Source organism: Kitasatospora viridis, assembly GCF_007829815.1.
Classification (GTDB): domain Bacteria; phylum Actinomycetota; class Actinomycetes; order Streptomycetales; family Streptomycetaceae; genus Kitasatospora; species Kitasatospora viridis.
In genome coordinates this window covers 116,601-130,170 of sequence record NZ_VIWT01000004.1, presented here as the reverse complement: position 1 = coordinate 130,170, position 13,570 = coordinate 116,601, and the positions used below count along the sequence as shown (strand labels likewise).

10 protein-coding genes are annotated in these 13,570 nt (G+C 73.9%); 3 read left to right on the top strand and 7 right to left on the bottom strand.

Going from position 1 to position 13,570, the window contains the following annotated elements; genetic code table 11:
• Positions 1–48: 48 nt before the first annotated feature.
• The 3 genes from FHX73_RS34280 to FHX73_RS34270 form a co-directional block, all read right to left on the bottom strand.
• Positions 49–2,070 (bottom strand): outer membrane protein assembly factor BamB family protein, encoded by a 2,022-nt coding sequence (locus FHX73_RS34280; RefSeq protein ID WP_145909902.1) that lies wholly within the window; start codon positions 2,068–2,070, stop codon positions 49–51.
• Between the two features lie 73 nt (positions 2,071–2,143).
• Positions 2,144–2,989: a heparin lyase I family protein gene (locus tag FHX73_RS34275; protein ID WP_145909901.1), complete on the bottom strand. Its 846-nt coding sequence runs from the start codon at positions 2,987–2,989 to the stop codon at positions 2,144–2,146.
• 234 nt (positions 2,990–3,223) lie between these two features.
• Positions 3,224–4,603 carry an MFS transporter gene (locus FHX73_RS34270; RefSeq protein ID WP_246214068.1) on the bottom strand — a complete coding sequence of 460 codons (1,380 nt, stop codon included), beginning with the start codon at positions 4,601–4,603 and terminating at the stop codon, positions 3,224–3,226.
• A 459-nt stretch (positions 4,604–5,062) separates the two neighbouring features.
• On the opposite strand from FHX73_RS34270, the gene FHX73_RS34265 reads away from it, so the two are divergent.
• The 3 genes from FHX73_RS34265 to FHX73_RS34255 all read left to right on the top strand — a co-directional run bounded on the left by FHX73_RS34265 (position 5,063) and on the right by FHX73_RS34255 (position 8,590).
• Positions 5,063–5,521 (top strand): hypothetical protein, encoded by a 459-nt coding sequence (locus tag FHX73_RS34265; protein WP_145909900.1) that lies wholly within the window; start codon positions 5,063–5,065, stop codon positions 5,519–5,521.
• Between the two features lie 162 nt (positions 5,522–5,683).
• Positions 5,684–6,292 carry a TetR/AcrR family transcriptional regulator gene (locus tag FHX73_RS34260; RefSeq protein WP_246214067.1) on the top strand — a complete coding sequence of 203 codons (609 nt, stop codon included), beginning with the start codon at positions 5,684–5,686 and terminating at the stop codon, positions 6,290–6,292.
• A gap of 93 nt (positions 6,293–6,385) precedes the next feature.
• Positions 6,386–8,590, top strand: a complete 2,205-nt coding sequence (locus tag FHX73_RS34255; RefSeq protein ID WP_145909899.1) for an MGH1-like glycoside hydrolase domain-containing protein — start codon at positions 6,386–6,388, stop codon at positions 8,588–8,590.
• On the opposite strand, the gene FHX73_RS34250 is transcribed toward FHX73_RS34255, so the two are convergent.
• The 4 genes from FHX73_RS34250 to FHX73_RS34235 are packed head-to-tail and all read right to left on the bottom strand — an operon-like array spanning position 8,547 to position 13,561.
• Positions 8,547–9,995, bottom strand: a complete 1,449-nt coding sequence (locus tag FHX73_RS34250; RefSeq protein ID WP_145909898.1) for an MFS transporter — start codon at positions 9,993–9,995, stop codon at positions 8,547–8,549. The two genes, FHX73_RS34255 and FHX73_RS34250, sit on opposite strands and share 44 nt — an antisense overlap.
• Positions 9,992–11,209, bottom strand: coding sequence for a M20 metallopeptidase family protein (locus FHX73_RS34245; RefSeq protein WP_145909897.1), 1,218 nt, complete (start codon positions 11,207–11,209; stop codon positions 9,992–9,994). The genes FHX73_RS34250 and FHX73_RS34245 overlap by 4 nt, the downstream gene beginning before the upstream one ends.
• 43 nt (positions 11,210–11,252) lie before the next feature.
• Complete coding sequence (locus FHX73_RS34240; RefSeq protein ID WP_145909896.1) at positions 11,253–12,377, bottom strand: CaiB/BaiF CoA transferase family protein; 1,125 nt, start codon at positions 12,375–12,377, stop codon at positions 11,253–11,255.
• Positions 12,374–13,561, bottom strand: coding sequence for an acyl-CoA dehydrogenase family protein (locus FHX73_RS34235; RefSeq protein WP_145909895.1), 1,188 nt, complete (start codon positions 13,559–13,561; stop codon positions 12,374–12,376). Before FHX73_RS34235 ends, FHX73_RS34240 begins: the two co-directional genes overlap by 4 nt.
• Positions 13,562–13,570 lie beyond the last annotated feature (9 nt).

Sequence of the window (13,570 nt, the reverse complement as noted above, 5' to 3'; positions counted from 1 at the left end):
GTGGCTGGGATCGCGGACATCCCGCACCCGGGGCAGGCAGACCGCCGCTCAGTGCGCCGGCCGGTCGTCCACCTCGACCAGGTTGTGGGCGCGCAGCGTGTAGAGCTTGCCGTCGTGGGCGTTCACGTGCGGGCCGCTGTACCAGATGCCGTTGATGGCGGGCACCACGGTGCTGACGGCGAAGGTCTGCGGGTGGAACCGGAAGAGCGTGGTGTCCGAGACGCCGTACACCGTGCCGCGGTTGGTGACCATGGCGGCGAAGCCCGTGCAGACGGCGCTCACGTCGGCGGTGTGCACCAGCTGCCGGGTGCGCAGGTCGATGACGAACGCCTTGCCGTCGCGGCTCAGCCCGTAGAGGTGGCGGTCCCGCACCGCGAGCGCCGCCACCCCCTCCCGCTGACGGGTCTCCAGGCGCCAGCACTCCCGGCCGGTCCGCGGATCGACGGCGACGACCGTGCCGCGCGGGCCCGTGCCGGTCGCGTTGTCGCCGCCCAGGTAGGCGACGCCGTCCCGGTTCGCCACCGCGCGGACCAGCTGCACGGAGTCGATCGGGTTGAGGTAGGAGGCCGACCTCCCGGTCCTGGGGTCGTAGGTCCACAGGGCGCCGCCGCCCTCGGTGTCGGACTGCACGGCGACCAGCAGCAGCCCGTTGGCCCGGTCCCAGGACGTGTTCAGCGGGCGGTTCTGCGCGCTGGGGAAGTGCGCGGCCTGGTGCGGCTGCCCGCCCGCGGCGGGGTCGTAGGTCCAGATGCCCTGCGCGTCGTACTGGCCGGTGAACAGGCGGCCGTGGATCACCTCGGCGTCCTTCGCCTCGCCCGGCGCCCGCAGGTTGAGCACCGTCCGGTCGCGCAGGCGGTGCCGGGCGATCGCGCCGTTCCCGCCGAGGTAGACGTAGCCGTCGCCGGCCGCGATCCCCATGCCGGCCTGCGCGTCGGCCTGCGCGCCCGCGGTGCCCAGGTCGGTGACCACCGAGGTGCCGGCGGCCAGGTCGATCTCGGCGACGAAGCCGTAGCCCGAGACCACCTCCAGCTTCCCGCCGGTGTAGTCGAGCCCCCAGATCTCGCCGAGGTCCGGCCCGGTGAACCGCACGGGCGAGATCGTCCGGGCCGCCTTCGAGTAGGTCTGGAGCCCGGTGTCGGTGGCGAAGTAGATGGAATCCGCGTCGGCGGTGAAGGACTTGACCGTCGTGCCCTGGGTGCTCAGCAGGGTGTAGGAGGAGAGGTCCGCCAGCTCCAGCACGGCGAACTTCGCGGGCTGGACCCCGCCCGAGGTGCTGACGACCAGTCGGTCCCCGATCACCGCGAGGTCCCGCAGGCTGGGGTCCTGCTCCATCTCCTTGGGCACCACGGAGGTGAAGGTGCGCCGGGCCCGGTCGTAGGCGTAGAGCGAGGCCTTGCTGGCGCCGCCCCCGCCGGCCAGGATGCTGCCGGCCCCGAAGAACACGGTGTCCGCGGTGGCCGCGACCGCCCTGGCCAGGGTGGCGTTCGGGTCGGGCACGCCGAGGTTCGTCACGGCGCCGGTGGCGGGGTCGTACTCCCAGAGCGCGGGCGCCTTGCCGGGCAGGCCGCCCACCGCATACACCGTGCCGTCGGGGGCGACCGCGAGGGCACGGATGTCGCGGTCCTCGGTCCGGCCGATGTCCACTGCGGGCTCGTTCGGCGTCGTCAGGTCCCACCGGAAGAGGTTCGGCTTGCCCTGGTCGGCCTTGAGCAGCACGCCGATGTAGAGGTACCGGCCGGTGGGGTCGGCGGCGAGCGCCTGGATCGAGGGCTCGGGCCCGGCGTCGAGCTCGGTGTGCGAGACGACCGTGCGGGTCGGCAGGTGGAAGCCGACCACCCGCGCGGGGTTGAGGTTGCGCGAGCCGATGTAGACGGTGTCGCCGACCAGCACCCCGCTCATCAGCGAGAACTGCACCAGCCCCGGCCCCAGGTCGGTCACCGTCGTGCGGGGCGCCGCCCCGTCCGCGGCCTGTGCCGGGCCGGCCAGCGCGGGCGCGGCGGCCAGCGCCAGCCCGATCGCGCCGCCGGCCCGCAGCAGGTGGCGTCTGCTCAGGAAGGAACTGTCGGTCATCTGTACTCCTCGGGGGGTGCGTTGCGGCGCCGGGGTGGGGTGGGGCGGCGCCGGGGGTGGGGGCGACGCCGGGTCAGGACAGGTCGAAGACCCGGATGTTGTCGTGCTGGACGATCCGGGTGGCGACGTCGTCGTTGGCGAGCGACTCGGCGGGACGGTAGAGGCCCCACTTGAGGTAGCCGTAGTCGGCCGCCGAACTCGGCTGCCAGGTGGCCACGTCGGTGTACGAGGCCATCTGCTGGTAGTCGGACTGCCCGGGCAGCCGCACCGAGACCTGGAAGTAGCCGGTCTGGTCGGTGGCCCACTTGGCGTCCACCCGGAAGTCCAGCCACTGGTTGACGTACGGCCGGAAGTCGGAGACCACGGTGGTCTGCCGGCTCATCTGCGGAGAGCGGAACGCGATCGCGTTGCGCTTGGTCATGAAGTAGAAGGCGGGTGGTTGGCCGCCCGAGTACTTGCCCTGGAAGATGATGTCGCCGGTGTCGCTGTCCCCCGGCTGGTAGGGCTGCCAGTCCTTCAACAGCACGCTGAACTCGTAGCGCTGGGTGTCGCCGATGTGGAAGACCCCGTTGGGGAGTCGGTCGGTCGCGCTCTCGCTGCGGGGTGCGCCGTCGGAGAAGTAGCCGGGGTCGCCGAGCGTCACCTTGTGCTGGATGGCGTACGCGCTCTGCTCCCCGGGCCGCACCACGGCGGCGGCGTCCGGCGCGGTGGCGTCGGTGCTCGACAGGCCGGGCAGGCCCGAGTCCGGGGTGCCGCTCTCGTAGTCCACCTGGAGGATCTGCGTGGCGGTGAGGTGGGTGCGGCCGTGGCCGGGGTGGGCCGGGTGGGCCGGCGGGTTCCCCCGGCCGCACGCCAGCAGGGCGGGCACCAGGAGCGCCGCCGCACCGAAGGACGTCACCGTCTTGTTGAACGTGGCCATCTGACTCCTCGACATCGAAGGGGTTGCGGGCCGGACCTCCGCGCGGACCCGCACCGGAGGGGCCGCGCGGGGCCTCGGGCGTCGTCCGGCTGCCGCGCTGCCGAGCATGCTGGCATGTTTCGAGTGATATCGAAAGACTGTCGGCGGGGGTCAATGGCCATCGTTCGATGAGAATCGACAGAGAAGGGTCGTGGTGGGCCCGAGCATGGCCCCCGGCGCGACGGCGCCGACCGCTCAGCGCCCGATGTACCGGCGGCCGAGCAGCGCGATCAGCAGGAAGCAACCGACTCCGATCGCGAGGTCGGTGCGCAGGCCCGTGACCCCGTCGGACCCGCTCAGCACGGCGCCGAGCACGGCCACGCCGACGGCGAGGCCCATCTGGCGGAAGGTGTTGAGCACGCCGGAGGCGATCCCCGCGTACCGGCTGTCGGCCTCGGCGAGCGCGGCGCCGTTGATGCTCGGGGCGAGGATGCCGCCGCCCAGCCCGGTGACGGCGAACCCGGCGGTGAGCAGGAGCCAGTCGCGTTCGGCCCCGGCGGCCAGGCAGACCAGGGTGCCGAGGGCGGCGACGGTCGAGCCGACCAGCAGCAGCCAGCGCATCCCGCGGGACTGCCAGCGGCGGTTCAGCAGCGAGGTGCCGAGGGTGAGCAGCAGCGCGTACGGCAGCAGGAAGGCGCCGGCCCGCGCGGGGGAGTAGTGCCACTGCGTCTCGACGAAGACCGCGATGACGAACTGCAGCCCGAAGGCGCCGAACTGGAAGGCGAACCCCGCGGTGACCGCGGCGACGAAGGCGGGTCGGCGGAACATCGCGAAGGGCAGCATCGGCGCGGCGGCCCGCCGCTCCACGAGCACCAGGACGGCCAGCGCGAGCAGGCCCGCGGCGCCGAGCGAGAGCGTGTACCGGTCCGTCCAGCCCCGGGCGCCGCCCTCGATGAGCGCGGCGACGGTCAGCGCCAGCCCGGCCGTGGTGGCGAGTTGGCCGGGCAGGTCGTACGAGCGGGCCACCCGGCGCTCGGTCTCGCGGGCGAACCGCCAGGACAGCCACAGGGCGAGGGCGCCGACCGGGACGTTGACCAGGAAGATGGACCGCCAGCCCAGGTAGTGGGTCAGCAGCCCGCCGCCGATCGGCCCGACGACCAGCGCGATCCCGCCGGTCGCGCCCCAGGCGGTGATGGCCCTCGCGCGGTCGGCCGGCACCGGGTGGTTGCGGGCGATGATCGCCAGCGTGGTGGGCAGCACCCCGGCGGCGGCCACGCCCTGGAGTGCCCGGCAGACGATCAGCGTCCCGAGGTCCGGGCTGAGCGCGCACATCAGCGAGGTGAGGGCGAAGCCGCCCAGCGCGCCCATGAACACCCTGCGGGAGCCGGCCCGGTCGGCCAGGGCGCCGGCGGAGAGCAGCAGGCCGGCCAGCGGGACGGTGTAGAGGGTGACCAGCCACTGGAGGGTGGCGAAGCTCCCGTGCACGTCGGCCTGGACGGCCGGTAACGCGATGTTCAGGGCGCTGCCGTCGAGCAGCACCATGAAGTACCCCAGGCACACCGACAGTAGCGCCCACCTCGCTCGGCGCGGCTGCCGCGCCTCGACGACCCCGGATTCCCGCACGAGCACACCCATGCTTCCGTCCCTCCCCAAGGGGCCCCGCCCGTGCCGGGCGCGCCCAGCTGTTCTGTACTTCGAAGTACACTGTACTTCGAAGTACAGAACGTACCCGCGATTCGCTGAAGGCTGTCTCGTGACTCGGCGGGCAGCGTTCCCTCCCCACACCGGATGGCGGACCGGCGGGGGCGCCCGAACCGCGCCGAGCTCTGCATCAGCCACCTGCGCAGGAACGTGTACACCCCGTTCGGGAGCAACGGCATCGAGACCGTGCGCAGGCCGGAGCGCGCAGAGCGCCGGGGCGGATTTCGGTGATTCCCCGGAGAAGGTGATTCCCCGGAGAAGGTGTTCAACTGCGGCCGTCGACGCCCCGCAACAGGTCGGCTACCGTGGCGAATTGTCGATCCGTCGGGAAAAGCTGGCTCTCCATCGGCGGACGGCACTTTGAACGTTCACCTGTCGTAGGAGGGGACACCGATGAGAATCCGCAACGCCATTTCCGCAGCGGTCGTCGTGGCGAGCGCTGCCGCCGGCATGATCACCGCGTCCGGTGGCACGGCCCAGGCCCAGACCCCGGCTGTCTGGGTGCCGCCGTTCCAGAAATGCACGCCGTTCGATCAGAACGGATTCAAGGGCGACGTCTGCGTGAACCGGATCGGCTGGGGTCCACAGGAATTCCTCGGCCTGGGCGACATCCAGGCATTCCCCGGCAACTGCGCCAAGTTCCGGGTCGATGTCGTTGACCCCGATGGCACGGCGGTGCATTCCGTGGACAACATCCCCTGCGCCACCGGATCGGTCGGCACCGCTCGGTACCTCGCCGAGCTGCACGTGAACGGCAGGGCGTATGCCCGCCTGGTCGGCTTCGACAGTGCGGGAAACACGCTGCTGTCGGTCAACTCCGAGATCATCGTCTCCCCGTACGACAACCACTGAGGAGCCGACGCGGTTCTCGTCGAGCCGCTCCTGCTGGACCGTACGCCTCGGCGTGACGGACGGTGGCGGGATCACCGACAGATGATCCCGCCACCGTGTTCGAGTACCGCACCGGCACGCGTCCGTGCAGGGCCGCCCGGGCCCCCGGTTAGGCTGCCACCCATGGCGAGGTCGAACACGGGCAAGGGCGGCGACACGGGGGAGCGGCTGATCGACAGCATGCGCGAACTGCTCTGGGAGCGCGGCTACACGGCCACCAGCCCGGCCGCCGTGCAGCAGCGCGCCGGGGCCGGGCAGGGCAGCATGTACCACCACTTCCGCAACAAGGCCGGTCTGGCGCTGGCCGCCGAGCGCCGGATGGGCGAGGACCTGCGCGAGGAGGTCGAGCAGCGCTTCGCCGCAGCCGCCACCACGCACCAGCGGATCGAGGCGTACCTCGCCCCGGACGCGCACGTGACCCGCGGCTGCCGCCTCGGCCGGCTCATCCAGGACGAGGAGGTCGCCGGCAGCGAGGAACTGCGCGAGCCGATCGTGGAGACCTACGCCTGGATCCAGGAGCGGATCCGGCAGGTGCTGGACGAGGGCGTGGCCCGCGGCGAACTGCGCGCCGACGTGGACACCGAGAGCCTGGCCGTGTCCATCCTGGCGATCCGGCAGGGCGCCTACGCGCTCGCCCGGCTCGCCCGCTCCGAGGAGCCCTTCCGGCAGGCGGGGCGCGGGATCGCCCAACTGCTGGCGCTGGCCGCACCGGAGGGTGCGCCGGGTTCCTGAACGCGCTGTTTTTGATGATGCGCAGTCAATCAGGCGCGAGTGGCCTACCGTTGGGCGGGTCGTTGTCCGCACTCACCCTGCCGAGGACCGCGCATGAGCCCGCTGAACCGCCGTCACTTCCTGGCCGCCACCACCGCCACCGCCCTCGCGGCGACCGCGGCGCCGACCGGAACCGCGCAGGCGGCACCCGCGGTACCCGCGAACGACGCTGCGGCGGGCACGGCCGAGGCCGAGGAGTACCGCGACGTCCTGGACCTGCACGGCGTCCCCGGCGCCGCCTACCCCGGGGACGCGAACGACGACAACCCCATCACCGTCTTCGCCGACCTGGGCGCCTGGCACGCCTACGCGCTGCCCACCGTCGAGGACGCCACCGCGCACGGCGGCTTCACCGGCCCGCTCTACCTCGCCCAGGAGTACCCGTGGTGGCTGAGCGCCGGGTTCAGCCGGATCGAGGTCGGCGAGCACGGCCGGCCGCTCGACCTCTGTGCCGGCGGACCGCCCGAGCTGACCGCCCTGCCCGGCCGGCTGCGCCAGTCCTACGACCTCGGCGCCGGACTGAGCCTGCGGCTGGAGCTCTGCTTCGCCGGCAACCGCAGCGCCCTGGTCGGCGCCCGGCTGGCCAACTCCGGCACCGCGCCGCGCACCCTCGACGTCTCCTGGCACGGCACCCTGCTGCGCCCCGAGCAGCAGCCCCAGCACGCCGCGCCCGCGCTCGGCGCGACCGGCACCGGCGTGCGGGTGGACTTCGCCCGGGTCCGGGAGACCTGGGACTTCCTGACCGACGGCACCGAACGCTTCGAGACCGTCCACGCGAGCCAGGTCCGGACCACGGTGGACGGCGACTCCTACCGCTCGGCGCTCGGCGCGCCGCTCACCCTCGCCCCGGGCGGCGCCCGGAGCCTGCACTGGGTCGAGAGCTACACGTTCACCGACGCCGAGCGCACCCGTGAGGCCGCCACCGTCGCCCGCGCCCTGGCCGACCCCGACGCCGTCCGTGCGGCCGGCGCCGCCCGCTGGGCGGGCTACCTGGAGCGCGCGACCGAGGGCGTCCCCGCCGAGCGCCGCCGACTCGCCGTCAAGTGCGTGCAGACCCTGGTCGGCAACTGGCGCAGCCCGGCCGGCCGGATCCAGCACGACGCGATCACCCCCTCGCTCTCCAACAAGTGGTTCAACGGCGTCTGGGCCTGGGACACCTGGAAGCAGGCCGTGGGCACGGCCCGGTTCGCGCCCGACCTCGCCGCCGCGCAGATCCGCGCGATGTTCGACCACCAGGTCCGGCCCGACTCGCCGACCCGCCCGCAGGACGCCGGGATGATCCCCGACTGCATCTTCTACAACGACCCGAGCACCGGCGGCGGCAACTGGAACGAGCGCAACTCCAAGCCGCCGCTGGCCGCCTGGGCGGTCCTGGAGGTCTTCCGGCAGGGCGGCGACACCGCCTTCCTGCGCGAGCTCTACCCCAAACTGACGGCCTACCAGGACTGGTGGCACCGCGACCGGGACCACGCCCGGGACGGCCTGGCCGAGTACGGCGCCACCGTCGACCCGGGCAACGCCACCCCCGAGGACTGCCGGCAGGCCGCCGCCTGGGAGAGCGGGATGGACGACGCGCCGCGCTTCGACGCCGCGCTCGGGGCCGCCGTGGTCCCCAACCGGGCCGCGGACGGCACCCTGCTCGGCTACTCCCTGACCCAGCACTCCGTCGACCTCAACGCCTACCTGGCCGCCGACCGGCGCCACCTCGCCGCCATCGCGCAGACCCTCGGCGACCACGCCGCCGCGACCCGGCTGCGCGCCGCGGCCGACCAGCTGGACCAGGCCGTCCGGGCGACCATGTACGACCCGGCCACCGGCTGGTTCCACGACACCGACCTGGCCACCGGCGCCCGCCTGACCGCCCGGGGCCGGGGCATCGAGGGCGTCGTCCCGCTCTGGTCCGGCACCGCGACGCCCGCCCAGGCCGGGGCCGTCCGCGCCCGGCTGCTCGACCCCGCCGAGTTCGGCACCCGGCTGCCCTTCCCGAGCGTGGCGAAGAGCTCCCCGTACTTCGATCCGGAGGGCTACTGGCGCGGCCTGGTCTGGCTCGACCAGGCCTACTTCGCGCTGGAGGGCCTGCGCCGCCACGGCTTCGCCGCCGACGCCCGCGAGCTCACCGCCCGGCTGCTCGCCGTCGCGGCCGGGCTCACCGGGTCCGAGCCGATCCACGAGAACTACCAGCCGCTGACCGGCGCCGCCCGCAACTCGCCGAACTTCAGCTGGTCCGCCGCGCTGCTGCTGCCCCTGCTCCGGGGCTGACCCCGCGCCGCGAGCCTCCGGGGACCCGCACCAGCAGGGCGGCCGCGAGGCCGACCACGGCGACACCGGTGCCGACCGTCCACGCCGTCAGGTAGGCCTGGTGGCCGCCGCCGTGGGTGGTCAGCACCGCGGCGGTGACGGCGGAGCCGACCGCGGTGCCGAGGCTGACGAGCAGTTCGAACAGGCCCGCGCCGGCCGCCGTCTCCTCGGCCCGCAGGCCGTCGACCACCAGGATGCGGGCCGCCGCCGAGATCAGCCCCGTCCCGGCGCCGCAGCAGGCGAGGGTGACCGCGAGGTCGGCCGCCGTCGAGTGCCGCAGCAGCAGCCCCACCGCGCCGAGCAGGACGAGTGCCGCGCCCAGCACCATGACCCGGCGCAAGCCCATGGCCCGCCCGAGCCGGTTGGCGCAGGCGCTGAGCAGGGTCATGCCGCAGAAGGCGGGCAGCAGGACCAGGCCGACCGAGGACGGCGGCAGGCCGAGCCCGGCGGGCGAGGTCAGGTAGGTGGAGTAGGAGACCTGCCCGCCGAGGACGATGGCGTGGACGCAGGCGCCGACCGCGAAGACCGGCAGCAGGCGCGGCCGGAGCAGTCGGCGCACGTCGATCAGCGGTGCCGGGGTGCGGAGTTGGACCACCACCCAGGCGGCGAGCAGCAGCGCGCCGGCGGCGAGGCAGCCGAGCGTGCCGGGCGAGCGCCAGCCCCAGGCCGCGCCGTCGTGCAGCGCGAGCAGCACGAGCACCAGGGCCGTGGCGAGCAGCCCGGCGCCGGGCCAGTCCACCCGCCCACCGGCCGCTGGGCGCCCGGTCGGCTCACCGTGTCCCGCGCACAGCAGGCCGAGGCCCACCGCGGTGCCGGCGGCCGGGACCCACAGCACCGCGCCGACGCCCGCCGTGCGCAGCAGCAGTGAGGAGCAGGCGCTGCCCAGCAGCACGCCGAGCATCAGGGCCGCCGAGAGGTAGGCGATGGCCCGGCGGGTGTCCCGCATCCCGTGCCGCTGCCGGACCAGGCCGGCCATCAGCGGCAGGAAGCCGGCCAGGCAGCCCTGCAGCACGCGTCCCGCCACCAGCAGCGGGTAGCCGGGGGCGAGCGCGATCAGTGCGGCGCCGGCCACCACCGCCGCCGTGGTCAGGCGCAGCACCCGCAGGTGTCCGTGGCGGTCGCCGAGCGCGGCGAGCAGCGGGGTGGCCACCGCCGCCGTCAGGGCGGGGCCCGTCACCGTCCAGGACAGGGCGGTGACGCCCGCGTGGTACCGGTCGCCCAGGGCCTGGAAGAGCGGTGTGAAGTAGCTCTGTTGGAAGCCGCTGAACAGGACGATCAGGAGCAGCACGGCGAGCGTGCGCCGCAGGGCCCGCCCCTCGGCGGCGCTGTGGCCGCTGCCGGTGTCGGCGCGGAGCACCGCGGTCATCCGGTCGGGGCCTGGGCGTCGCGGGCCAGCCGGCGCAGCGTCAGTTCGGCCAGCAGCGCGGCGCCGTCGGGCAGCACCGAGTCGTCGAAGACGGCCTGCGGCGAGTGGTTGTAGGCCGCGGTGGTGTGGTCGAGGTGCGGCGGGCAGGCGCCGAGCATCAGGTAGGCGCCCGGCACCCGCTCCAGCACGAACGCCATGTCCTCCGCGCCCGGGGTGGGTGCGGCGGCGTCGAGGTAGCGGTGCGGGCCGAATAGTTCGGTGACGGTGCGCGCGGCGAGCGCCGTCTCTGCGGGGTCGTTGACGAGTGCGGGGTAGCCGTCCCGGTAGTCCACCTCGGCGGTCAGCCCGTGTGCGCCGGCGATGCCGGTCAGCAGCGTGCGGGTGCCCTCGCGCATCCGCTCGCGCGCCTCGGCGGAGTAGGTGCGCACGGTCGCCTCGAAGGCGGCGTGGTCCGGGATCACGTTCGCCTTGCTGCCGCCGCGGATCAGACCGACCGTCAGCACCACCGGGTCGTGGACGTCGAAGCGGCGGGTGACGAAGGTCTGCAGCGCGGTCACCATTTCGCACAGGACGGGGATCGGGTCGGCTGCCTTGTGCGGGGCGGAGCCGTGGCCGCCCTTCCCGCGGACCGTCACCCGCAGCGTGTCGGAGGCCGCGGCCGCCGTGCCGGCGCGGGTGGCGAAGAGGCCGAGCGGCAGCCGGTTCGAGGCGACGTGCAGGGCGAAGGCGGCCACGGGCTGCTCCCCGGAGGCCTCCAACAGGCCTTCCGCCAGCATCGGTCGGGCGCCGCCGCCGTCGGTGCCCTCCTCGTCGGGCTGGAACATGAACACCACCGACCCGGCCAGTTCCGCCCGGCGCGCGCAGAGCAGCCGGGCGGCACCGACCAGCATGGCGGTGTGCAGGTCGTGGCCGCACGCGTGCATCGCGCCGGGGACCCGGGAGGCGTACGGCAGGCCGGTGGCCTCGGTGACCGGGAGCGCGTCCATGTCCGCGCGCAACAGCACGGTGGGGCCCGGCCGTTCGCCGCGCAGCACGGCGGTCACCGAGGAGAGGGACGTCCCGGTGCCGATCTCCAGCGGCAGCGGCGCCAGGGCGTCCAGCACGCGCCGCTGGGTGCGCGGCAGGTGGCGGCCGAGTTCGGGGTCGGCGTGCAGCTCGTGTCGCAGGGCGGCCAGCTCGGCGGCGATCGCCTGGGCCTCGTCGCGTACGGACATGCGGTACTCCTGGGGGAGGGGTGGGGGTGGTGGTGCACGGGAGTCAGTCGGCGAGCCACTGTGCCAGGACTTCGGCGGTGTGCTCGCCCGGCGCGGGGGCGGGTCGGCGGAAACTCTCCAGGCCCTGCCCGAACCGCACCGGGAAGCGGACCTGCGGCGGCCCGGCGTCCGGCGGGTCGGCGAACAGATCGCGGGCGCGCGCGTGCGGATCGTCCAGCAGCTGCCGGGCGTGCGTGTGGACCGGGGCCCACGGGGCGTTCAGCGCGTCCAGGCGCGGCTGCCACCAGGCCAGTTCGCGGGCCCGGAACACCTCGCCGAGGAGCCGCCCGACCTGGTGCCTGGCGGCCGTGCGGTGCGCCCGCGCGTCCCAGGCGTCGTCGGCCAGGGCGGGGAACTCGGGGGCGAGCGCGGTGCGGAACGCGTGCCAGAACTTGTCCTCGAAGGTGGCCAGCGAGAGCAGCCGCCCGTCGGCGGTCTCGAACAGGTCGTTGTCGCCCTGCACCAGGGAGCTGTCCGTGGGGTCGGCCAAGTCCCGTGCGGCCAGGGCGAAGGGCGCGCACCAGGCGGTGGCGGCCTCGGTGAGCGACAGGTCGAGGTGCTGGCCCCGCCCGGTGCGCCGGGCGCCCGGGACGGCGACGGCCAGGGCCAGCGCCGCGTACATCGCGCCGATCAGGTCGCCGACCCGGGTACCGGGCCTGGCCGTTCGGCCGTCGCGGCCACCCGGTGTGGCGAAGAAGCCGGACAGGCCGAGGAAGTTGAGGTCGTGTCCGGGCTTGTCGGCGTAGGGGCCGGTCTGCCCGTAGCCGGTGAGCGAGCAGAGCACGATCCGCGGGTTGGCGCGGCTCAACTCCCGGTAGCCGAGCCCCAGGGCGTCCAGCACGCCCGGGCGGTGGTTCTCCACCACCGCGTCGGCCGCCGCGACCAGCCGCAGCAGCTCGCGGCGGCCCGCGGCACCGTGCAGGTCCAGGCTGACGGAGCGTTTGTTGCGGTGCAGCCGGGCGAACGCCTCGCGGTCGTGCCGGACGGGGTCGGGGCGTCCGGGATCCTCCACCTTCACCACGTCCGCGCCGAGGTCGGCGAGCAGCGAGGTGGCGAACGGGCCCGGCAGCAGCCGGGACAGGTCCAGGACGCGGGTGCCGACGAGTGACGACCAGTCAGGGGCGCTCACGGCGCGGGCCGCAGCAGCAACTTGGCGATGCCGTTCTTCTGGATCTCCGAAGTGCCGGTCAGCACCCGGAACATCCGCACCTTGCGGAACAGGAACTCGACCTCGTTCCCCTGGCTGAGCCCCTCCTTGCCGTGGATCTGCACGGCGTCGTCGAGGATCCGGAACGCGCTCTCGGCGACGTTCAGCTTGCACATGAACGCCTCCAACCGCGGCACCGTGCCGGTGTCCAGCGCGGCCAGCGCCGCGTAGGTCATGGCGCGGGCAGCGTAGTAGGAGGTCGCCATGTCGGCCACCTTGTGCTGGATCGACTGCAGTTCGGCCAGCGGTGCGCCGCCGACGGTGCGGGTGGCGACCCGCTCCAGGGTCAGCTCCAGTGCCCGGCGGGCCATCCCGAGCACGCTGGGGCAGTGCAGCAGCCGGTTGACGTTGACCCGGCCGAGCCCGAGCAGCAGCCCGTCGCCCTCGCCGCCGAGCAGGTTCGCCGCCGGCACCCGGCAGCCGGAGAGCACGATGTCGCTCTCGATGTGCTCGCCGGACATCGGCGTCGCCCCGTCCAGCACCTGGCAGCCGGGGCTGTCGAGGTCGACCAGGAAGGCCGAGTAGGTCTTCGCGGTGCCGTCCATCCGGGCGATCACGATGGCGAAGTCGGCCACCGGACCGGCACTTGAGAAGACCTTGTGGCCGGTCAGCAGGTAGTCGCCCGAGGATTCGTCCCGGACGGCGGTGGTGCGCATGGCCCGCACGTCCGAGCCGGCGTCGGTCTCGGTCAGCGAGAAGCAGCAGGCCCGTTCGCCGCGCACCACGGGCAGGAAGTAGCGCTCCAGCTGGTGCGGCGTGGCGGCGGCCAGGATGTCGCCGACCCGCAGCGGGCCGCCCATCTCGCCGAGCACGCTGTGCCCGAGGACCCGGCCGCTGGCGGCGACCTCCTCCTTCAGGGCGGCGAGTCGGGTGTACGTCAGGCCCCGGCCGCCGAGCTCGGGCGGCAGGTGGACGCCGTAGAAGCCGAGTTCGCGGCTGCGCCGCCAGACCGGCTCCAGCAGGGCACGGGTGATCGGGGTCGCGGGGGTGACGGCGTGTTCGGCCTCGTAGGCGGCGAGTTCACCGTCCAGGTAGTCGCGCAGCGCGCGCACCAGCTCGTCCAGGAGCGGGTCGGCGGCGTAGTCGGGGCGGAGGGAGAAGAGCATGACGGTCCT